At 41.5% G+C, this 20,088-nt stretch carries 20 protein-coding genes; 19 read left to right on the forward strand and 1 reads right to left on the reverse strand.

Annotated elements, in window-relative coordinates; translation table 11 throughout:
* Positions 1-120 precede the first annotated feature (120 nt).
* The 14 genes from T501_RS12675 (at position 121) to T501_RS12740 (ending at position 13,117) form a co-directional block, all read left to right on the forward strand.
* Complete coding sequence (locus tag T501_RS12675; protein WP_044915192.1) at positions 121-399, forward strand: AtpZ/AtpI family protein; 279 nt, start codon at positions 121-123, stop codon at positions 397-399.
* A 160-nt stretch (positions 400-559) separates the two neighbouring features.
* Positions 560-1,006 carry an ATP synthase subunit I gene (locus tag T501_RS12680; RefSeq protein ID WP_026509086.1) on the forward strand — a complete coding sequence of 149 codons (447 nt, stop codon included), beginning with the start codon at positions 560-562 and terminating at the stop codon, positions 1,004-1,006.
* The gene (locus tag T501_RS12685; protein ID WP_044915193.1) at positions 1,003-1,764 is read left to right on the forward strand and encodes a F0F1 ATP synthase subunit A; all 762 of its coding nucleotides are present in this window, start codon (positions 1,003-1,005) and stop codon (positions 1,762-1,764) included. Before T501_RS12680 ends, T501_RS12685 begins: the two co-directional genes overlap by 4 nt.
* Positions 1,765-1,813: 49 nt before the next feature.
* A complete protein-coding gene (gene atpE / locus T501_RS12690; protein ID WP_026509088.1) occupies positions 1,814-2,095 on the forward strand; it encodes an ATP synthase F0 subunit C in 282 nt (93 codons plus the stop codon).
* Positions 2,096-2,246: 151 nt separating this feature from the next.
* Positions 2,247-2,750: a F0F1 ATP synthase subunit B gene (gene atpF, locus T501_RS12695; RefSeq protein ID WP_026509089.1), complete on the forward strand. Its 504-nt coding sequence runs from the start codon at positions 2,247-2,249 to the stop codon at positions 2,748-2,750.
* The gene (gene atpH / locus T501_RS12700; protein ID WP_026509090.1) at positions 2,747-3,286 is read left to right on the forward strand and encodes an ATP synthase F1 subunit delta; all 540 of its coding nucleotides are present in this window, start codon (positions 2,747-2,749) and stop codon (positions 3,284-3,286) included. Before atpF ends, atpH begins: the two co-directional genes overlap by 4 nt.
* 30 nt (positions 3,287-3,316) lie before the next feature.
* Positions 3,317-4,840 carry a F0F1 ATP synthase subunit alpha gene (gene atpA / locus T501_RS12705; RefSeq protein WP_026509091.1) on the forward strand — a complete coding sequence of 508 codons (1,524 nt, stop codon included), beginning with the start codon at positions 3,317-3,319 and terminating at the stop codon, positions 4,838-4,840.
* A gap of 16 nt (positions 4,841-4,856) precedes the next feature.
* Positions 4,857-5,714 carry an ATP synthase F1 subunit gamma gene (gene atpG, locus T501_RS12710; RefSeq protein WP_044915194.1) on the forward strand — a complete coding sequence of 286 codons (858 nt, stop codon included), beginning with the start codon at positions 4,857-4,859 and terminating at the stop codon, positions 5,712-5,714.
* 88 nt (positions 5,715-5,802) lie between these two features.
* Entirely contained in the window at positions 5,803-7,200 is a 1,398-nt protein-coding gene (atpD, locus tag T501_RS12715) for a F0F1 ATP synthase subunit beta (protein WP_026509093.1), read from the forward strand.
* 132 nt (positions 7,201-7,332) lie between these two features.
* Positions 7,333-7,734: an ATP synthase F1 subunit epsilon gene (atpC, locus tag T501_RS12720; protein ID WP_044915196.1), complete on the forward strand. Its 402-nt coding sequence runs from the start codon at positions 7,333-7,335 to the stop codon at positions 7,732-7,734.
* A 401-nt stretch (positions 7,735-8,135) separates the two neighbouring features.
* Entirely contained in the window at positions 8,136-8,771 is a 636-nt protein-coding gene (locus T501_RS12725; RefSeq protein WP_026509095.1) for a DUF4867 family protein, read from the forward strand.
* A gap of 93 nt (positions 8,772-8,864) precedes the next feature.
* Entirely contained in the window at positions 8,865-9,893 is a 1,029-nt protein-coding gene (locus T501_RS12730; protein WP_026509096.1) for a LacI family DNA-binding transcriptional regulator, read from the forward strand.
* 485 nt (positions 9,894-10,378) lie between these two features.
* Positions 10,379-11,857: an L-fucose/L-arabinose isomerase family protein gene (locus T501_RS12735; RefSeq protein ID WP_026509097.1), complete on the forward strand. Its 1,479-nt coding sequence runs from the start codon at positions 10,379-10,381 to the stop codon at positions 11,855-11,857.
* A gap of 285 nt (positions 11,858-12,142) precedes the next feature.
* Positions 12,143-13,117, forward strand: a complete 975-nt coding sequence (locus T501_RS12740) for a D-2-hydroxyacid dehydrogenase (RefSeq protein ID WP_044915198.1) — start codon at positions 12,143-12,145, stop codon at positions 13,115-13,117.
* A 7-nt stretch (positions 13,118-13,124) separates the two neighbouring features.
* On the opposite strand, the gene T501_RS12745 is transcribed toward T501_RS12740, so the two are convergent.
* On the reverse strand, positions 13,125-13,445 hold the full coding sequence (locus T501_RS12745; protein ID WP_026509099.1) for a helix-turn-helix domain-containing protein: 321 nt from the start codon (positions 13,443-13,445) through the stop codon (positions 13,125-13,127).
* A gap of 602 nt (positions 13,446-14,047) precedes the next feature.
* Here T501_RS12745 and T501_RS12750 point away from each other — a divergent pair.
* The 5 genes from T501_RS12750 to T501_RS12770 all read left to right on the forward strand — a co-directional run bounded on the left by T501_RS12750 (position 14,048) and on the right by T501_RS12770 (position 19,939).
* Positions 14,048-14,623: a Uma2 family endonuclease gene (locus T501_RS12750; RefSeq protein ID WP_044915200.1), complete on the forward strand. Its 576-nt coding sequence runs from the start codon at positions 14,048-14,050 to the stop codon at positions 14,621-14,623.
* 384 nt (positions 14,624-15,007) lie between these two features.
* Positions 15,008-16,234, forward strand: a complete 1,227-nt coding sequence (locus T501_RS12755) for a UTP--glucose-1-phosphate uridylyltransferase (RefSeq protein WP_026509101.1) — start codon at positions 15,008-15,010, stop codon at positions 16,232-16,234.
* 48 nt (positions 16,235-16,282) lie between these two features.
* Complete coding sequence (gene galE / locus T501_RS12760) at positions 16,283-17,299, forward strand: UDP-glucose 4-epimerase GalE (protein ID WP_026509102.1); 1,017 nt, start codon at positions 16,283-16,285, stop codon at positions 17,297-17,299.
* 196 nt (positions 17,300-17,495) lie between these two features.
* A complete protein-coding gene (locus T501_RS12765; RefSeq protein WP_044915201.1) occupies positions 17,496-17,774 on the forward strand; it encodes a hypothetical protein in 279 nt (92 codons plus the stop codon).
* A 263-nt stretch (positions 17,775-18,037) separates the two neighbouring features.
* The gene (locus tag T501_RS12770) at positions 18,038-19,939 is read left to right on the forward strand and encodes a trypsin-like peptidase domain-containing protein (protein WP_050008299.1); all 1,902 of its coding nucleotides are present in this window, start codon (positions 18,038-18,040) and stop codon (positions 19,937-19,939) included.
* Positions 19,940-20,088: the final 149 nt, after the last annotated feature.

Raw genomic sequence — 20,088 nt, forward strand, 5'->3', positions numbered from 1 at the left:
TGAAACGATGCGATAATGCAGTATAAATCAAACAAAATTCGAGATGATGATTGATTATTCAGAACCAATGATCAATATTTTTAGATTCTGAGATATCACAATAACTTCACGAAGGAACAGATGATCAAGAAGACAACGGATTTTTCTAAATTAATGACACAATTTGCTATGGTGGGACAGCTCGGGCTATCGTTAGTAACTCCGCTTCTCATCTGTATTTTTGCGTGCTATATGCTGACAACCAGGCTTGGCGTCGGCGGATGGGTTTACATTATAGGTTTCTTTTTTGGATTGGGTGGTTCAATGATGACAGCCTATAAAGTTTACCTTGAGGTAAATAAAAAGAACGAGAAAAAGAAACGTTCCGAGAACGAAGTTAATTTTAATAAGCATATTTAAAAGGTAATTGCCGTGGGACAGATGGAAGGAAAAGTCCTACGTAATTTTCCTTGTTATCGTTTGAAAAGTTATATCGATATAATAAAAAACTATGTTTTCAATCACAGGGTAATAGTGAGATTGCCGGATTGAAAAATAGGGAGTGACGGAGAAAAAAGTTATGGTGGTTCAGGACGCAGTTAAGAAAGAGACTACGTTCATTGCTGTGGGGACAGCATTGGCGAGTGTCTTGGTTATAGTATTGTTTTTTGTTTTGCATCAAGTGGTACCAAAGGATGCTCCTTTTGGCTATTCGGTACCTTTTGATTATACGATCTTCCTGGGGGCTATTGGCGGCACTGTTGCTGCTGTGGGGAACTTTTTTTGGATGGGACTCACGGTCCAGAAGATCACAGGGATGAGCGAAGAGGAGACAGACAGGGCGAGAAGTACTATGGCAGTAAGTCTTAGATATAGGACATTACTTCAACTGCTGTGGGTAGTACTTGCTATCTTCGTGCCGGCAATTAATCTTGTTACCGGCGTAATTCCTCTTTTTATTCCGAGTATTCTAATAAAATTTCGCGGGATTTTTCTGCGAGGAAAGGAAGGTGATACTAAAGTATGAACTTTGAAGTAGCCGGCAGTAAAATCTATTACAGTATCCACACTGGTATTCCGATTCTTGGTGATTTCAATATCACAGAGACACTGGTGGTCAGCTGGATCGTAATGGCAATCATAACGCTGCTGTGTATCTTCCTGACGAGAAACCTTCAGGTCGAGAATATTTCAAAGCGCCAGGCGGTTGCAGAGATGATAGTTGAAGCAGCTCACAATCTGGTTCGAAGTAATACCGGTGGTACAAAGTTTGACTGGCTGATTCCGCTGGTATCAGCAATATTTGCCACAAGTATTGTATCGAATCTGATATGCCTTGTGGGTCTGAGAAGTCCCACGGCTGATCTTTCAACAGAAGCAGCATGGGCTATCGTTGTTTTCATAATCATTACTGCATGCAAGATTAAAGCGGGAGGTTTCCTGGGTTATCTCAAGAGCTTCACAACGCCGATTGCAGTTATGACACCGTTTAATATCCTGTCTGAGCTGGCCACGCCTGTAAGTATGGCTTGCCGTCATTTCGGTAATATCCTTTCGGGAATTGTTATCGACGGACTGATTTACGCGGCACTTGCAATTGCGTCTTCCGCATTATTTGGACTTATACCGGGCGTCGTGGGTGATGTGCTTTCAAATATCCCAATCCTGAGCGTAGGTCTTCCGGCTATTCTGGGCGTATATTTCGACTGGTTTACAGGATGCATGCAAGCGTTTATTTTCTCAATGCTGACAATAATGTATATAGCAAATGCAGCAGAGGGATAAAAAATTTTAAAATTTCATATACAAACAATAAACCTAGGAGGATTTCAACATGAGTGATTTTCAGATGTTAGCAAAAGGTATTGCACTTGCAGGATGTGGTATCGGTGCAGGATGTGCACTGATCGCCGGTATCGGCCCTGGTATTGGTGAAGGAAATGCCGTTTCAAAGGCTCTTGAGGCAATCGGACGCCAGCCTGAGTGTAAGGGTGACGTAACAAGTACCATGCTTCTTGGTTGCGCTATCGCAGAGACAACCGGTATCTATGGTTTCGTTACAGGTCTTCTTCTGATTTTCGTAGCACCTGGCACATTCATGAACTATCTGAATTAAGATATTAAAATCGTGAACATGTGATTTTAATTGGGCGAAACACCTGCCTTGTGATCACAGGCATGTGCGAGCCGTTCGAGTTCTTTTTATAAGGCTAAGCAAAACCTTATGGAACTTGCAGCCCCGATTTATTTAATTAGGAGGTACACGAATGGGCACACAGGATCTAGTTACAATCGTTCCGTGGACGTTCATAGCACAGATATGCAACCTCTTCATTCAGCTTTGGCTCATAAAGAAATTCCTTTTCAAGCCTATAAATGAGGTAATTGAAAAGAGAAGACAGCTCACTGAGAATGAAATTAAGGGAGCCAGAGAAGCTAAAGAAAAAGCTGATGCAATGAAGAAGGAATATGAAACCAGCCTTTCTTCTGCACAATCACAGGCAGCAGAAATCGTTGCAAATGCTCAGAAGGAAGCTCAGGGCAAGGCTGACAACATCGTTAAGGATGCTGAAAAGCAGGCTAAGGGTATCATTGAGAGAGCAGAAGCTGATATCGAGCAGGAGAAAAAGAAAGCCATCAATGAGGCTAAGGATACCATCGGCGGACTTGCAATGGATATTGCAGGAAAAGTCGTGGAGAAAGAAATCAACGAGAACGATCATAAGAAACTTATTGATGAATTCATTAACAATGTAGGGGAGGCGTCATGACCAAGGCTGGAGATTTATACGGACAGAGTCTGTATGATCTGGCGCTTTCGGAAAACCTTACGGATGAAATCTTAAGTCAGATGGAGTCGGTAAAAGAGATATTAAAGGAGAATCCGGATTATGTAACTCTTTTGTCGGAACCCTCGATTCCTAAAAAAGAGAGATTAAAACTGGTTGATGAAGCATTTGACGGACAGCTTCAGCCCTATCTGCTGAATTTTATAAAGATCCTCATTGAAAGAGGATTACTAAGACAATTTTCAGCATGTGAAAAGAGGTTCAGGAGCAGCTATAACAAGGATCACGGCATAGCAGAAGCTATAGTGACAAGTGCTATAGCACTAAATGAGTCACAGGTAAGTGCTCTTAAGTCAAAACTTGAATCCATCAGTGGAAAGAAGATTCTGCTTACACAGAAAACCGATGAAGCTGTTCTCGGAGGTATCCGGGTGGAGATCGAAGGTAAGCTCTATGACGGAACTGTTCAGGGGCGCCTAGATGAACTCCGCAAAAAGGTTGACGAGACAGTCCTATAAGAAAGAATAAAACCCACGGAGGCTTTTAGAATGGAATTAAAACCAGAAAAAATATCCGAGGTGATTCGAAGCCAGATCAAAAACTATCAAAATGCGATCATTCAGAATGAGACCGGTACAGTTTTAACCGTTGGTGACGGTATATCCAGAGTTAGCGGACTTTTGAATTGTATGTCAGGTGAGCTCTTAGAGTTTGAGAACGGCACATTCGGAATGGCTCAGAACCTCGAAGAAACAGTAGTATCCGCGGTTCTGTTCGGAGAAGATGTTGGAATCAGTGAAGGACAGACCGTTAAGCGCACCGGACGAGTAGTTTCTGTTCCGGTAGGCGATGCAATGATTGGACGTGTTGTAAACGCTATTGGACAGCCGATCGATGGCGCAGGCCCTATCGAATCGGATGATTACAGACCTGTTGAGATCAAGGCACCGGGCATCATTGAAAGACAGCCCGTTAAAGAGCCTTTGCAGACAGGTATCAAGGCCATCGACTCCATGATCCCTATCGGACGTGGACAGCGTGAGCTGATTATCGGTGACCGTCAGACAGGTAAGACCACAATTGCCATCGATACTATCATCAACCAGAAGGGTAAGGATGTTATTTGTATCTATGTTGCAATTGGTCAGAAGAGATCAACAGTAACATCACTTGTGGCAGAACTGCAGAACGCAGGAGCTATGGAATACTCCATAGTTGTAGCAGCTACGGCTTCAGAGCCCAGCCCTCTGCAGTACATCGCACCTTATACAGGCTGCACCATGGGTGAGTATTTCATGAATAAGGGTAAGCACGTACTGGTTATCTATGATGACCTTTCCAAGCACGCTGTTGCTTATCGTGCACTTTCACTTCTTATTCGCAGACCTCCGGGACGTGAAGCTTATCCCGGTGACGTATTCTACCTGCATTCAAGACTCCTTGAGAGAGCTGCTAAGCTTTCTGATGAAAACGGAGGCGGTTCACTTACTGCTCTTCCTATCATCGAGACTCAGGCAGGTGACGTATCTGCATACATTCCTACAAACGTTATCTCCATCACTGATGGACAGATATTCCTTGAGACAGAGCTTTTCCATTCAGGAATCATGCCGGCTGTTAACCCTGGTATCTCAGTTTCCAGAGTTGGTGGTAATGCTCAGATCAAGGCCATGAAGAAGGTTGCAGGTACACTTAAGCTGATTTATTCACAGTATCGTGAGCTGCAGAGCTTTGCTCAGTTCGGTTCAGACCTTGATGAAGACACCAAGAGTCGTCTTGCACAGGGTGAAAGAATTGTTGAAGTTCTTAAACAGGACAAGAGCTCACCGGTTGCTGTAGAAAAGCAGGTTGCTATCCTGTACGCAGTTATCAACAATGTACTGACAGAGGTTGCTGTTACAGATATTGCAGAGTACGAGGCAGGACTTTTCGAGTATCTTGATACAAATCCTGATGGAAGCGATGTTATGAAGACGATCCGCGAAACAGGAAAACTTGAGGCAGATACAGAAGAGAAGATGAAGAATGTACTCAAGGCTTATACCGATAAGTTTTTAGCCGGTAAAAAGTGATAACGGAGGATAAAACATGGCTGCTAATATGAAAGCTGTGAAGCTCCGGATAAAAAGCGTACAGAGTACCATGCAGATTACAAAGGCGATGCAGTTGGTTGCCGCAAGTAAGCTGAGAAAGGCAAAGGAGAAGGCAGACAACTCCAAGCCCTATCTTGGAACACTTCTTGCAACACTACAGGATATCGCCAGAGAAAACCATGATTTTCAGTCCCCTTATACCAAGGCAGGCAAAAATGATAAATGGTTATATGTTGTAATCGCCGGTGACAGAGGACTTGCAGGAGGATATAACTCCAACCTGTTTAAGTTCATGGAGAGCGAGACAAAGGGCCGTGATATAGAGGTATTTCCGATAGGAAAGAAATCTGTAGAATACTTTAAACACAGAAATGTTCCGATTTTCACAGAGGAATTTGCAGAGGTGGCAAAGGTTACAATATCCGAGTGCTTCTCGGTTGCAAAGATTCTTTGTGAAGCTTACAAAGAAGGACAATTCGGACATATTTTCCTGTGTTATACAGATTTTGTATCTATGATGTCACAGGTTCCGACGGCCAGCCCTATTCTTCCGTTGTCAGATCTGGCAATAGAGGACGAGGAAGCTAAAAAGTCTAAATCGCTTATTCTGTATGAACCGGACAGCGAGACTGTTTTCAATACAGTTGTTCCGGAGTATTTGGCGGGAGTGCTTTACACCAGTATCAATATCTCGGTTGCAAGTGAACTTGCAGCAAGAAGAACTGCGATGGAAGCTGCTACCGACAACGCAGAAGAAATGATTGAAACATTAAGTCTGTACTATAACAGAGCACGTCAGGCAAGCATTACTCAGGAAATTACGGAGATTGTTGCCGGTGCAGAAGAGCCATAAAAGAGGTTTATGTTTTTGCGATAGTCAAAAGATGTATCGCAACTTGGAATAACCTTATTGGATACTTACTTAAAGGAGAAAACTCACAATGAGTGAAAAACATATTGGAAAGGTAATACAGGTAACAGGACCTGTCCTTGACATTCGTTTTGGTGAGGGTGAACTGCCGGATCTGCATAGCGCTATTGAAATCAAGAATGGAGATTCCACTCTTGTGGCAGAGGTTGCACAGCAGATCGGTGATGATGTAGTTCGTTGTATTGCGATGAGTTCCACGGATGGTCTTGTTCGTGGAATCGATGCGGTAGATACAGCTGCTCCCATCTCAGTTCCTGTAGGTGACGAGTGTCTGGGAAGAATTTTCAATCTTCTTGGTGAGCCGGTTGATAATCAGCCTGCGCCCACAACACAAGAGAGATGGCCTATTCACAGACCTGCTCCGTCATTTGAAGATCAGGTTCCTGCTACTGAGATTTTTGAAACAGGAATTAAGGTAGTTGACCTTATCTGCCCTTACGCTAAGGGTGGTAAGATCGGTTTGTTCGGTGGTGCGGGAGTTGGTAAAACAGTCCTTATCATGGAACTTATCAATAACGTTGCGAAGGCACATGGTGGTATCTCAGTATTCACCGGTGTTGGAGAGCGTACCCGTGAAGGAAATGACCTTTACGGTGAAATGAAAGAAAGCGGAGTTATTAACAAGACTGCGCTGGTTTACGGACAGATGAATGAGCCCCCGGGAGCACGTATGAGAGTTGCTCTTTCAGGACTTACAATGGCAGAGTATTATCGTGATGTTAAGAATCAGGATGTGCTTCTTTTCATCGATAATATCTTCCGTTTCACTCAGGCAGGTTCAGAGGTTTCAGCGCTTCTTGGACGTATGCCTTCAGCCGTTGGTTATCAGCCGACACTGGCTACAGAAATGGGTGCTCTGCAGGAGCGTATCACTTCTACAAAGAAGGGTTCAATCACATCAGTTCAGGCTGTTTACGTGCCTGCCGATGACTTGACTGACCCTGCACCTGCAACTACATTCACACACTTGGATGCAACCACCGTTCTTTCCCGTGATATTGCATCAAAGGGTATTTATCCGGCAGTTGATCCTCTGGATTCCACAAGCCGTATCCTTTCACCCGACGTAGTTGGTAAGGAACACTACGAAGTGGCAAAGGGAGTACAGCAGGTGCTTCAGAGATATCGTGAACTGCAGGATATCATCGCTATCATGGGTATGGATGAGCTCTCCGATGAAGATAAACAGACAGTATTCAGAGCACGTAAGGTTCAGAACTTCCTGTCACAGAGCTTCTCAGTTGCTGAGCAGTTCACAGGACTTCCGGGTAAATACGTACCTCTGAAGGAGACCATTCGCGGATTTAAGATGATCCTTAACGGCGAGTGTGACGACCTTCCTGAGTCAGCATTCCTGTTGGTCGGAACAATTGATGAAGTGTTCGAGAAGGCAAAGAAGAATAGCTAATATACTTGAGAGATTTTGCTTCCCGAATAGCTAATTTACTTATGAGATTTTTCTTCCGTGTGGTGTAGAATAGCTAAGCCTTTCTTAAAAAGTGAAGGCGGATGGAAAGCAAACAGATGAGGATTTAACAATATGGCAACATATCATTTACAGGTCGTATCCCTGGATGGATTGGAATATGAGGGCGAAGTTGAGAAGGTTCTAATTCGTACAATAGACGGTGATGTTGAGATTTTGGCTCGCCACACCAATTATTGTACTGGAATTGGAATGGGAACTGCTCATGTAACCTTTGCTGACGGAAAAGAGAGAAAGGCAGCCTGCATAGGCGGCATGCTCTCTGTCATGGATGGTGAAGTCCGAATACTTCCTACAAACTGGTTGTGGAGCGACGAGATAGATGTGGAACGTGCGCGTTCAGCTAAGGCGAGAGCTGAGGAAGCCTTGAAGGATGCCCGGCTTTCCAAAGAAGCAAGAGTGCGCGCCGAAGCCAAGCTTTATCGTGCACTTGTGCGAATTGGTTCCGCTCAGTGAAAAAAATAATTCAGGAATATACATAAACATATATTGGGCGCTGTGGCTTGCCTATACGACTTGCTGCGGCGCTTTTTAAATAAGAAACAGGGAGTATGAATGGAATCTCTAAAGGTTCTTATTGCTTCTAACGGATACAGGGATGATTTACAATGTTAACAAGGAAGCAGCATAAACAAATGCTGTATAAACAAATCAAGATCAGCTGAAAGATGAAGGGAGTTGGCGCAAAATGTCAGTGCGTCAGCTCCCTTGTTATCTTTGTATAAATTCTATCTGAAATATTTGTAGAAAAACAATAATTGTAGAAATGTGCGGATTAACCTATAATGTGTGTACGTTAACAGAATAATACAAATAACACACAAAATTACAATATATTAAGAAAAGGGGTAGGAAAAATGGTAATCAAAAGCGTAACAGACAAAGAATTCAAAGAGTACGGCAGAGTTGTTGAGGGCTACAGTGTTGCAGAAATCCTTAAGACACTTGAGAATGACACACCTTGTCCGGATGATGTTGTTTATGTAGCTGAGGATGCTAATCTTATGGCTACAGCAGACACCAAGGATCTTGGTACAAGCCTTTTTGGCGGTATGCCTTTCCAGTTTGGCTACTGCAATGGTCACAACACAAAGATGAACTGCATGGAGTATCACAGAGACAGTGAGTTCAATCTTGGTACAGAGGATTTCATTCTTCTTCTTGCAAAGCTTAGTGATATCGAGGATGGCAAGCTTGATTCATCAAAGGTTGTAGCTTTCAAATGCCCTAAGGGTGTGCTTGTAGAGGTTTATGCTTCAACACTTCACTATGCACCTTGCCATGCAGATGCAGCTAAGGGCTTCAAGGTTCTTATTGCTCTTCCCAAGGGAACAAATGTAGGAACCACAGAGACAGCAGGTAAAAACCTTGATGACAGAACACTTTTTGCAACTAACAAGTGGCTTCTTGCACACAAGGATGCTTCAGAGATCGCTGATGGCGCTTATGAAGGAATTACAGGCGAGAACATCGACATTGCAGGACTCATCTGATCTTAGATTGTAAAATATCAATCTTCTGAAGATTACTATATCGCCGGTAATATTTATGGAGGGTTGTCACTAAATGACAGATGAGGGGTAAAAATGGCAACAATTAACGAGATAGCTGAACTTGCGGGCGTGTCCATCGGAACGGTGGACCGCGTTCTGCACAATCGCGGCTATGTTAAGGCTGAGACAAGAGAACGTGTTGAAAAAGCCTGTGAAGAACTGCATTATGAGCCAAACCGTGTGGCACAGGGACTTGCTGTCAGAAAGAAGAAACTGAAGTTTCTTTTTATGATACCAAAGACACAATATAGTCCCTTTTTCATACCGGTTCGTGAGAGCGCTGAAAAGAAGGCCAAGTCGCTGGAAGCATACGCAGCAACTACGGATATTTTAGAATACCCTGACAGTGAAGCTGAAGAGAAGAAGCTTATCGATACATTGAAAAAAAGCGTTGGCGAATACGACGGTGCCTGCATTACAGGTACTGTGTCACCAATAAATGATCTGATCATAGCTGAGAGTAAAAAGCGGGATATGCCGCTGGTTTTCTATAATAGCAGGCTTGACGGGGTGGAACATCTTGCATACGTAGGGTGTGACTATATAGCTTCCGGAAGGCTGGCTGCCGGTCTGTCTGCAATGGCAGGCGGTGAAAATGCGAAAATCTGTTTCTTTACTGAGTATGACAGCATAAAAGAAAGTGCAACCGAGCGTATCAGAGGCTTTTCTAATGAGATGAGCTCAAGATATCCTGACATGGAGCTTCTTGGAAAATGGAGCATATCCCTTGATCGCGAAGAAAACAAGCGCTCTGTAAGAGAGATGTTTGTGAAGTATCCGGAGACCAATGTGGTGTATGTTATAAATCCAAGAGATTACGATATATGCAGGCTTATAGCCGCTGAGGACACTGATCACAGGATAAGAATAATCACTAACGATCTGGTGGCAGTGCAGTATGAGATGTTCCACAAGGGACTCATTACAGCAACAATATGCCAGGAGCCTGAAAAGCAGGGCAAGCTTTCACTGGAGATATTATTTAACTATTTGGCATATGGCACAGTTCCTAAAAAGGTGAATTACACAGAGCTTAGCATACATATTGAGCAGAATCTGTAGTCTTTTGTGCAGAATTCAACGTACACATAAAGGCAGAAGTATGTAGTCTTTTATACAGAATTCAGCATATATGTAGAGTGAAGTTTTGTCTTCTTGCGGGCAAAAGAGAAAGCAGAAAGCTGTAGTTTTTTATACGGAATTCAGCATATATGCAGAGTGGATTTTGACTTCTTGCGGGCAAAGTAGGAAAACAGAAAGCAACTGTCTTTGTCGGACATAGGAGCGTTTTAGAGAGCCGCTGAAATGAAGAACGGGCGACATTGTGAACAGAATTATACACTTATTTCTGTGAAATATGTCGTGTTGACAAAATAACCTTCAAAACTTATGATTTATTTGATGTGTGAACGTACACACATTTCAAAACATCCATGTTTATATATGAAAAATGATAGTAAATATCATTTACAGGCATGTTCATTTTTCGCAGTTTTTGTAAAACTGCATAGCAATAATATTTATTTTTAAGGGTAGGAGGACATAAAATGAATAACATTCCCCAGGTTAAAATCGGTCTGGTAGCAGTCAGCCGTGACTGTTTCCCGGCATCACTTGCAATCAATCGTAGAAAGGCATTAGTTGAGAGCTACAAGAAGCTTTACAACGATGTAGACGTATATGAGTGCCCTGTATGTATCATCGAGAGCGAGACTCAGATGGTAGAGGCACTTGAGGACATTAAGAAAGAGGGCTGCAACGCTCTTTGCGTATATCTTGGTAACTTTGGTCCTGAGATTTCAGAGACACTTCTTGCTAAGCACTTTGATGGTCCTGTAATGTTCTGCGCAGCTGCAGAGGAGTCACAGAGTGACCTTCAGGACGGCAGAGGTGATGCTTATTGCGGAATGCTTAACGCAAGCTACAACTTAAAGCTTCGTGGTGTTAAGGCTTATATTCCTGAGTATCCTGTAGGAACAGCTGATGAGTGCGCTAAGATGATCAACGAGTTCGTTCCGATCGCAAGAGCACTTGTTGGACTTTCAGATCTTAAGATTATTTCTTTCGGTCCTCGTCCGCTTAACTTCCTTGCTTGTAACGCTCCTATTCAGCAGCTTTACAACCTCGGTGTTGAAATTGAAGAGAACTCAGAGCTTGATCTTTTCGAAGCATTCAACAAGCATGCTGATGATGAGAGAATTCCTGAAGTTGTTGCTGATATGGAAAAGGAACTTGGCAAGGGCAACAAGAAGCCTGAAATCCTTAAGAAACTTGCTCAGTATGAGCTTACACTTCTTGACTGGGTTGAGGAGCACAAGGGTTACAGAAAGTATGTTACAATCGCTGGTAAGTGCTGGCCTGCATTTCAGACACAGTTTGGTTTCGTTCCCTGCTATGTAAACAGCCGTCTTACCGGCCGTGGAATTCCGGTATCCTGCGAAGTTGATATCTATGGTGCACTTTCAGAGTTCATCGGAACATGTGTAAGTAATGATGTTGTTACACTTCTTGACATCAACAACTCTGTTCCTGCTGATATGTACGAGCAGAGCATCAAGGGCAAGTTTGATTACAAGCACACAGATACATTCATGGGCTTCCACTGCGGAAATACATGCTCAAGCAAGCTTACTGAGTGCACAATGAAGTATCAGAAGATCATGGCTAGAAACCTTCCTGAAGAAGTTACACAGGGAACACTTGAAGGAAACATCGTTCCTGGAGATATCACATTCTACAGACTGCAGAGCACAGCTGATAATCACCTTAAGGCATATGTTGCACAGGGTGAGGTTCTTCCTACAGACTCTATGTCATTCGGTGGAATCGGTGTATTCGCTATTCCTGAGATGGGACGTTTCTATCGTCACGTACTGATCCAGCACAACTTCCCTCACCATGGTGCAGTTGCGTTTGGTCACTTTGGAAAGGCACTCTTCGAGGTATTCAAGTATGTAGGTGCTGAAGTAATCGGCTACAACCAGCCTGCATCACTTCCTTATCCTACAGAGAACCCTTTCAAGTAATTTGAATTATTGATTTATTTGAATTACGGATTAAATTAGTTTGAATCATGGATCAGATTAGTTTAAAGCACCAATCAAATTAGTTTGGGTTACGAAAATAATTAGTTTGAATTTCGGATATTTAAATCACGAATAATTGTCGAACTGCCGCATCATTTTGGTGCGGCAGTTTTTATAATATGTGCTTGAAAATGGGGCTGGATTGCAATAAAATGTGCGCAATGAGATTAAGTGAGCCGTATTACCGCAAGCGGTACATTTTAGGAATATTAGTGAGGTAAGGCAATGAGAATAGTAGCAGCAGAAATAGACAGTGTAGGAAATGATATAGACTACAGCGGTCTTCAAACGCTGGGAGATGTAACTTTTTATGAGGACAAGATAACAGAAGAAAATGCAAAAACACGCCTTGAAGGGGTTGAGGTGCTGTGTATAAATAAGTCAAAGATCACACAGGCAATTTTGGATGATGCGGATGATTTAAAACTTATTTGCGAGTTTGCAACAGGTTTTGACAATGTCGATTTGAAGGCATGTACAGCAAGAGGAATCAAGGTGGCAAATGTAGCGGGATATTCTACATCTTCAGTGGCGCAGCACACGTTTGCACTTCTTTTTTATCTTATGGAATCACTTAAAGACTACGATGAATTTGTGAAAAGTGGCGAATATGCAGCGCAGGATCATTTTAGCAAGGTTGATATCCCTTTTCATGAGCTTGAAGGTGTTACCTGGGGAATTATAGGAATGGGCAACATCGGAAGAAAAGTCGCACATATCGCTGAAGCTTTTGGTGCAAATGTAATCTTTTGTCCTTCGTCAGGAAGAACAACTCACAATTCAGATGATGAGTCATTTGAGATGGTGACATTTGATGAACTATTAAGAAGAAGCGATGTTCTGTCACTGCACTGTCCTTTGTCTGATAAAACCAGAAATCTGATAGACAAAGATGCTCTTGCAAAAATGAAGAAAACTGCAATTCTTATCAATGTGGCAAGGGGGCCTGTGGTAAATGAAGAGGATTTAACGAATGCTCTGATAAATGGAGAAATTGCCGCAGCAGGGCTTGATGTGCTAAGTGTAGAGCCCATGAGAAAGGATAATCCGCTGTTAAAAATCCAGGATAGCAGTAAGCTTCTTATTACGCCGCATATGGCATGGGCTAGTGTTGAAGCCAGAACACGATGTGTAGACGAAGTAAAGAAAAACATTCTTGCATATGAAAGAGGTGAGAATAGAAATATTGTGAATCTTTGATCAGATGCTACTCATGAATGAAGGCATCAATAACTTTCATGAGTGCTTCTTTTTGATAATCTGTAAGCAGTAAATATTTGGAGTTCAGATCAGCAAGTTCCGCATCTGTTTTCCCATTATCTAACTGGTCGGCATCACTGAAAAACTCAGAAAGGGTTATTCCGAATGCATTACAGATGGATTCGAGCTTATCTATGCTGGGATATCTATTCTTGTTGTACCAGGTCACGATGGTTGATTGAGGTACGTCTGCAAGTTTGGCCAGCTTGTAAACGGATAAACGGCGTGCTTGTCTAAGTTCTGAGATACGTCCTAAAGCGTCAAACAATTATGATTGCCTCCATATGCAAAAGCTAATTGAGTGTAATTATAAGCACAAAATGCAAAATGTGCAAAATTTAATTGAGCGTTATTGTAGCCGAAATATGCAATGTGCGTAAAATTTGTTGAACGAAATTGTAGGCTCAATACACACGTATGCAAAATAAATTGATTGTAACTGCAAGCACAATATGTAACGAGTGCAAAACTAATATGACTGTGATTGCAAGTACAATATACATCGTATGTATAATATTTTAATGCGCATATGTGATAGGTAATAATATTCATATACAATACGATGATATGCATATGCGATATATATGGGATTAATGTAGGCGTGAGCTTTATGCTCCGCCTTTTTGTATTAAGAAACTACTCAATTTAAATATAAATTTGCACAAGAGCACCTGACTAATTGGAGCAGGAATTCTGTTGTACGAATCTACCGATTGGTAATTGCAGAGGAAATTCCGTTGTACTAATCCACCAATAGGCAAGGTTAGTCGTGTGTGCTAATTGATAGATGAAAAAACTATTTACAAACAGACATCAATGAATATAATAATATATTAAATGATATTAAATGATATTTTTCAAGGAGAAAAGATGCCTGTCGTAAATTCATATTCCATACTTGATTTTTATGCGCTTCCGGAGGAGATTCATGTGGAACTTATCAATGGCAGATACTATGAGATGCCGGTTCTTGGGGCGATGCATCAGGATTTGGCTTCATATTTTCATATACTTATTGGAGAGTTCGTAAGCGAGCTGGGAATAGATTGCAAAATATATGAAGGCTCTGTAAATGTAATGATATTGCAGGATGACTATAATATGTTTCAGCCGGATCTGATGATAGTTACGGATAAGAGCATCCTTGGTAAACGTGAGGTATATGGTGCTCCTGATTTTGTTTTGGAGATAATCTCAGATGAGATGAGGAGAGCTGCGATAGATGAAAAGGTGGAATGCTATGAGAGGGCAGGTGTGAAAAAGCTTCTGATAGTAGATATTAAGAATAGAAGTTTGACGGTATACGATCATGATGGGAATTCATACAACTGTGAGCAATATGGCTTTGTAGGGAATATGGATATGAATTTACTTGGTGGACAAGTAGTGATGGATCTTGAAAAGATCGGCTGTATCGCAGATGAGTACGGGAAATTCATGGACTGAACATGTTCACTGATAAGTGATGATGTAGATAAATGAATAGGATTCGAGGCCTTATTTTTTGATGAAATTGAAAGAAATGGTATTAAATGGATGAAATTGAAAGAAATGGTAATTAATTTGAACCTATTCACATAATGTATTGGGATAAAATCAATTAGTGGGATAGGAATTGATTACTGTTAGCACAGGTTATTTAGGCGGTTACGGTATCCGTATTAGACCGGATTTACTAATATATAAACTGTCGTTTTTAGCAGTGAATAGAATGAAATAAATGAGAAGTATAAAGAAAATGGCTCCTTAGATTGTTTTTATAAGTTTTGTGATATATCATATAATAGGTTTCGATAAGAAATACAGGTAAATTAGTGAAGGAGAATCGCTATGACATTAGAAGAAGCAAAAAGCAAATTAGAGAAAAACGGACAGATGCATGTCCTCAAATATTATGATGAGCTTTCAGATGCTGAGAAGGCTGCGCTTTTACAGCAGATTGATGAGACAGATTTTGAAGTACTTAAGAATGCAAAAAATCTTGGACATGGTTCCGAGAGAGGAAAATTCGAACCTCTTGCATGTATGCAGCTTTCAGAGATCGAGAAGAGAAAAGAAGAGTTCAACCAGATCGGTACAGATGCAATCAAGGCTGGTAAGGTAGCAGCTTGTCTGTTGGCCGGAGGTATGGGTACAAGACTTGGTTCAGATGATCCTAAGGGTATGTACAACATCGGATTGACCAAGGAAGTGTTCATTTTCCAGAGAATTATTGAGAACCTTCTTGATGTGGTTAATGCAACAGGTTCATGGATTCATCTTTTCATCATGACAAGTGAGAAGAATCATGAGAAGACTGTAAACTTCCTTACAGAGAAGAACTTTTTCGGATATAAGGCAGATAAGGTAACATTCTTCAAACAGGACATGGCTCCTGCTTCAGATTATGAAGGAAAGGTATACATGGAGGAAAAGGGCCGTATCTCTACATCTCCTAACGGAAATGCAGGCTGGTTTTCATCTATGATCAAAGCAGGTCTTGATAAGACTCTTCATGAAGAAGGAATAGAGTGGGTTAACATTTTTGCTGTTGATAATGTGCTTCAGAGAATCTGCGATCCTTGCTTTGTTGGTGCTACTATCGAGCAGAAGGCTGAGGTAGGTGCAAAGGTTGTTAAGAAGAACGCTCCTGATGAAGGTGTAGGTGTTATGTGTCTTGAGGATGGCAAGCCGTCTATCGTAGAGTACTATGAACTCACACAGGAGATGATGGATGCTAAGGATGCAGCCGGAGAGCCTGCATATAACTATGGTGTAATCCTGAATTACCTCTTCAACGTACCGGCTCTTGAGCGTATAGCTAAGAATGAGCTTCCTCTTCACGTTGTTGAGAAGAAGATTCCTCACATCGATGAAAACGGGGAACTTGTAAAGCCTGAGACTCCTAACGGATGCAAATTTGAGCAGCTTGTTCTTGATATGATTCATGAACTTGACAGCTGTGTTCCTTATGAGGTTGTTCGTGAGTATGAATTTGCGCCTATTAAGAATAAGACAGGTAAGGATTCTGTAGAATCAGCAAGAGAACTTTGCAAGAAGAATGGTATAGAGCTGTAATTTTGATATCTTGAAATCTTATGAATATAGTAGACAGGGAGGAAAAAAATGGCAATTTTAGTTACAGGTGGAGCAGGCTATATTGGAAGCCATACAGTTGTAGAACTTCAGAACGCAGGCTATGACGTAGTTGTTATGGATAACCTTGCCAATGCAAGTGAAAAAGTTTTGGGACGTGTTGAAGCAATAACCGGTAAGAAGGTTCCTTTTTACAAGACAGATATCCGTGACAGAGCAGGTCTTGAGGAGATTTTCAATAAAGAGAAAATCGATTCTGTTATACATTTTGCAGGACTTAAGGCAGTAGGTGAATCCGTACAGAAGCCTTGGGAGTACTATGAGAACAATATTGGCGGAACATTAACTCTTGTGGACGTGATGAGACAGCATGGCTGCAAAAACATAATTTTCTCATCATCAGCTACAGTATATGGCAATCCTGCATTTATACCGATCACAGAGGAATGCCCCAAAGGTCAGTGCACAAATCCTTATGGATGGACAAAGTCAATGCTTGAGCAGGTACTGTCAGATATGCAGCATGCTGATCCTGAATGGAACGTAGTGCTTTTGAGATATTTCAATCCTATCGGAGCTCATAAGAGCGGAACAATAGGAGAGAATCCTAATGGTATTCCGAACAATCTGATGCCTTATATTACACAGGTTGCTGTTGGAAGACTTCCCAAGCTTAATGTATTTGGAAATGATTATGATACACCCGATGGTACAGGCGTACGTGATTACATCCATGTTGTTGATCTGGCTGTTGGACACGTTAAGGCTCTTAAGAAGCTTGAACCCGGAAGTGGTCTGTCCATCTACAACCTTGGAACCGGTGTTGGCTACAGTGTTCTTGACATTGTTAAGAATTTCGAAGAAGCTAACGGAGTTAAGATCCCTTATGAGATCCAGCCCAGACGTGCAGGGGATATAGCTACATGCTATTCAAATGCAGATAAGGCTGAGAAGGAACTTGGATGGAAAGCTCAGAACGGAATTCGTGAGATGTGTGAAGATTCCTGGAGATGGCAGAGTCAGAATCCTAATGGCTACGAGGACTAAGGATAGAGCCACAAGGCTTTTCATATATAATTTCTTGTTATTGTTCATACAGCTTTGCGCACTTGCTGTTCAGAGAGTGAGAATGTTTGAAGCTTTGAATATTGGATTTGCCCCATTGCCGAAGGCAACTGGAATTGGCAAATCCAGTTGCTTTGAGCACAGTAAGGTGTGAACAGTAATAATTGCTTGAGGTATTATGTTTAAATTATGGGTACGACTCGTAAATGATAATCATCTTCTGAAGGATACGGTGATTGAGGATAACTCAATGGATACCAGGACGCATAAAGTTATGAATGCGATGGAGAAGGCTTGTTATGACCTTGATCTGAGCAAGCCTATATGGCTGAAATCCACAGTGCATGATTTTCAGCTTCATAATAAATGCAGATTTACCAAGGATGCATTTATTGAAGATATTCCATTCGAATATATGGAAATTCAGGTCATAGAGGAAGATGATTTTTATTATTGAATATGATGAAACAAATGATCAGAAAATGAAATAAATTGTCAATTTTTTGTGTCTTTAAAATCATTAGGAAAAATAACATAAACGTGATTTGCTAGATATTTCCCCGCTTTTTTGAGCATGAATTAAAGTTCAATTAAGATGAGGGAAATATTTTTTTGATACTTTTATCACAATTTCGTCACAATCACTTCCTATACTGAGAACATAGAAAACGGAATGAAAGAAATTATTTATCAAAATTTATCAAAGAAAAGAGGTAATGGATGATGTTTGATAATGAAAATAATGAACAGAACAAAGCAGAACTGGGGGAAAGACAGGAGACCAATGTTAATCCCGGAAGTACCTATGGCTCAGGTAGTAATTCAACAAGTGGTAGTGCAGAAAATGTAAACTCAAATTCTTACGGCAGCGGAAATCAGGGCAGTACCTACGGAAGTCAGAATAATACTTACGGAAACGGCTCTCAGAATAATACCTACGGAAATGGTCAGGGTTATACATATGGTTCAGGCAATCAGAATGGATCATATGGCAGCAACCAGAATAACAGCTACGGAACAGGCAATTATAATCAGAACAGCAATACAGGAAGTTACGGTAATTATTCTCAAAACCGTAATACAAACGGTAATTACAACTATAATAATCAGGGGACATATGGTAATTACCAGTACACATACAATCAACCCGGTATGAATGGAGGAAATGGACCTGTTAAAAGAAATACAGGTAAGAAAGTAGCAGCAGTTATTGCAGCAGCACTTGTTCTTAGTTTAGGTCTTGGTGCAGGATATTACAGCATGACAAGAATTACTCAGATGCCGGCATTGACAGATTCTCAGGATCAGGCCAGCGCAGCTGATAAGAATAAAGCTGCAGACGATAATTCAGTAAACAATGAATCAGGCAGCCAGGCTGATGCAGGATTAGATAGCACAACAGATATCATCGCTGATAACAATTCTGATTCCGGAATCGCACAGACTGAAACTGTTGAGAATAGTAAGACTGTTGTAACCGATGTTACAGAGGTTGTTGCAAAAGCAATGCCTGCCATGGTTTCAATCAACAATAATTACACACAGTCCGCATCATATTTTGGACAGACCTATAGCAAGGAGCTCACTGCATCAGGTTCAGGTATCATTGTTGGAACAAATGACAACGAGCTTTTAGTTGCAACTAACTATCATGTAATAGAAGGTGCTGATTCTCTTGAGGTATTCTTTGTAGATGAGAAAACTGCTAAGGCAGAGGTTAAGGGAACAGATTCAAATATGGACCTTGCAGTTATAGCTGTACAGCTTTCAGATCTTAGCGAGGAAACAAAGAATGCAATTGCTATAGCTACACTTGGTGATTCAGATTCACTTATCCTTGGTGAACCCGCTATAGCCATTGGTAATGCACTTGGATATGGCCAGTCAGTTACAACAGGAGTTATCAGTGCTGTTAATCGTATGATCGATCTGGACAACAGTAAGCAGGGAACATTCATTCAGACTAATGCAGCTATTAACCCCGGTAACTCAGGTGGTGCACTTCTTAACATCAGAGGTGAAGTAATTGGTATCAACTCTAATAAGATTGGTGGCGAAGCTATAGAGGGTATGGGATATGCTATCCCGATTTCAACAGCAAAGCCTATCATCGAGCAGCTTATGACTGAAAAGACACGTTCTAAGCTTGCTGAGGACCAGAGAGGTTATCTTGGAATATCCGGTGTTGGCGTAACTTCAGATGTATCACAGATGTATGGTCTTCCTCTTGGTGTATATGTAGCATCAGTTGCTGATGGAAGCGGCGCTAAGAATGCAGGCATTCAGGAAAGTGATATTATTACAAAGTTTGACGGAAAAGAGATTTCATCTATGGAAGATCTTCAGAACAAGCTTGCTTATTATGAAGCAGGTGAAACAGTTACAGTAACTGTTAAGAGACAGTCCACAGATGGATATCAGGATCAGGATATTCAGGTTACATTGGGTACAAAGCCCACAGTTCAGTCTGACAGCAATACTGAAGGCGAAAAGTATCAGGGCGGATCAAATCCCGATGCTAAGCCTGAAGAAGGTCAGGATGGTCAGGATGGTCAGCAGGGCGGCTATGAGATCAATCCATTTGAGAATCCTTTCGGTTTTGGATTTAACTTTGGTAACTAATTCAAGGAACTATTTAAATGCCATTGGGAGAGTTTCCCAATGGCATTTTTTTATGTGAGAATGTTCTACGTCTTGAATATAGGATTTGCCCCTTTGCCGAAGGCAACTGGAATGGGCAAATCCAGTTGCTGTGAGCACAGTAAGGTGTG

Origin of the sequence: Butyrivibrio sp. WCE2006, from assembly GCF_000701985.1 — a bacterium.
Lineage (GTDB): Bacteria > Bacillota > Clostridia > Lachnospirales > Lachnospiraceae > Butyrivibrio.

Excerpts from the sequence above, each read along its gene's own strand:
- T501_RS12740 (WP_044915198.1), top strand. The coding sequence starts at position 12,143 with ATGAGAATAGTAGCAGCAGAAATAGACAGTGTAGGAAATGATATAGAC.
- atpD (WP_026509093.1), top strand. The coding sequence starts at position 5,803 with ATGAGTGAAAAACATATTGGAAAGGTAATACAGGTAACAGGACCTGTC.
- T501_RS12680 (WP_026509086.1), top strand. The coding sequence starts at position 560 with ATGGTGGTTCAGGACGCAGTTAAGAAAGAGACTACGTTCATTGCTGTG.
- atpE (WP_026509088.1), top strand. The coding sequence starts at position 1,814 with ATGAGTGATTTTCAGATGTTAGCAAAAGGTATTGCACTTGCAGGATGT.
- atpC (WP_044915196.1), top strand. The coding sequence starts at position 7,333 with ATGGCAACATATCATTTACAGGTCGTATCCCTGGATGGATTGGAATAT.
- atpH (WP_026509090.1), top strand. The coding sequence starts at position 2,747 with ATGACCAAGGCTGGAGATTTATACGGACAGAGTCTGTATGATCTGGCG.
- T501_RS12765 (WP_044915201.1), top strand. The coding sequence starts at position 17,496 with ATGTTTAAATTATGGGTACGACTCGTAAATGATAATCATCTTCTGAAG.
- T501_RS12770 (WP_050008299.1), top strand. The coding sequence starts at position 18,038 with ATGATGTTTGATAATGAAAATAATGAACAGAACAAAGCAGAACTGGGG.
- atpG (WP_044915194.1), top strand. The coding sequence starts at position 4,857 with ATGGCTGCTAATATGAAAGCTGTGAAGCTCCGGATAAAAAGCGTACAG.
- T501_RS12755 (WP_026509101.1), top strand. The coding sequence starts at position 15,008 with ATGACATTAGAAGAAGCAAAAAGCAAATTAGAGAAAAACGGACAGATG.
- T501_RS12735 (WP_026509097.1), top strand. The coding sequence starts at position 10,379 with ATGAATAACATTCCCCAGGTTAAAATCGGTCTGGTAGCAGTCAGCCGT.
- T501_RS12750 (WP_044915200.1), top strand. The coding sequence starts at position 14,048 with ATGCCTGTCGTAAATTCATATTCCATACTTGATTTTTATGCGCTTCCG.
- T501_RS12725 (WP_026509095.1), top strand. The coding sequence starts at position 8,136 with ATGGTAATCAAAAGCGTAACAGACAAAGAATTCAAAGAGTACGGCAGA.
- atpA (WP_026509091.1), top strand. The coding sequence starts at position 3,317 with ATGGAATTAAAACCAGAAAAAATATCCGAGGTGATTCGAAGCCAGATC.
- atpF (WP_026509089.1), top strand. The coding sequence starts at position 2,247 with ATGGGCACACAGGATCTAGTTACAATCGTTCCGTGGACGTTCATAGCA.
- T501_RS12685 (WP_044915193.1), top strand. The coding sequence starts at position 1,003 with ATGAACTTTGAAGTAGCCGGCAGTAAAATCTATTACAGTATCCACACT.
- galE (WP_026509102.1), top strand. The coding sequence starts at position 16,283 with ATGGCAATTTTAGTTACAGGTGGAGCAGGCTATATTGGAAGCCATACA.
- T501_RS12675 (WP_044915192.1), top strand. The coding sequence starts at position 121 with ATGATCAAGAAGACAACGGATTTTTCTAAATTAATGACACAATTTGCT.
- T501_RS12730 (WP_026509096.1), top strand. The coding sequence starts at position 8,865 with ATGGCAACAATTAACGAGATAGCTGAACTTGCGGGCGTGTCCATCGGA.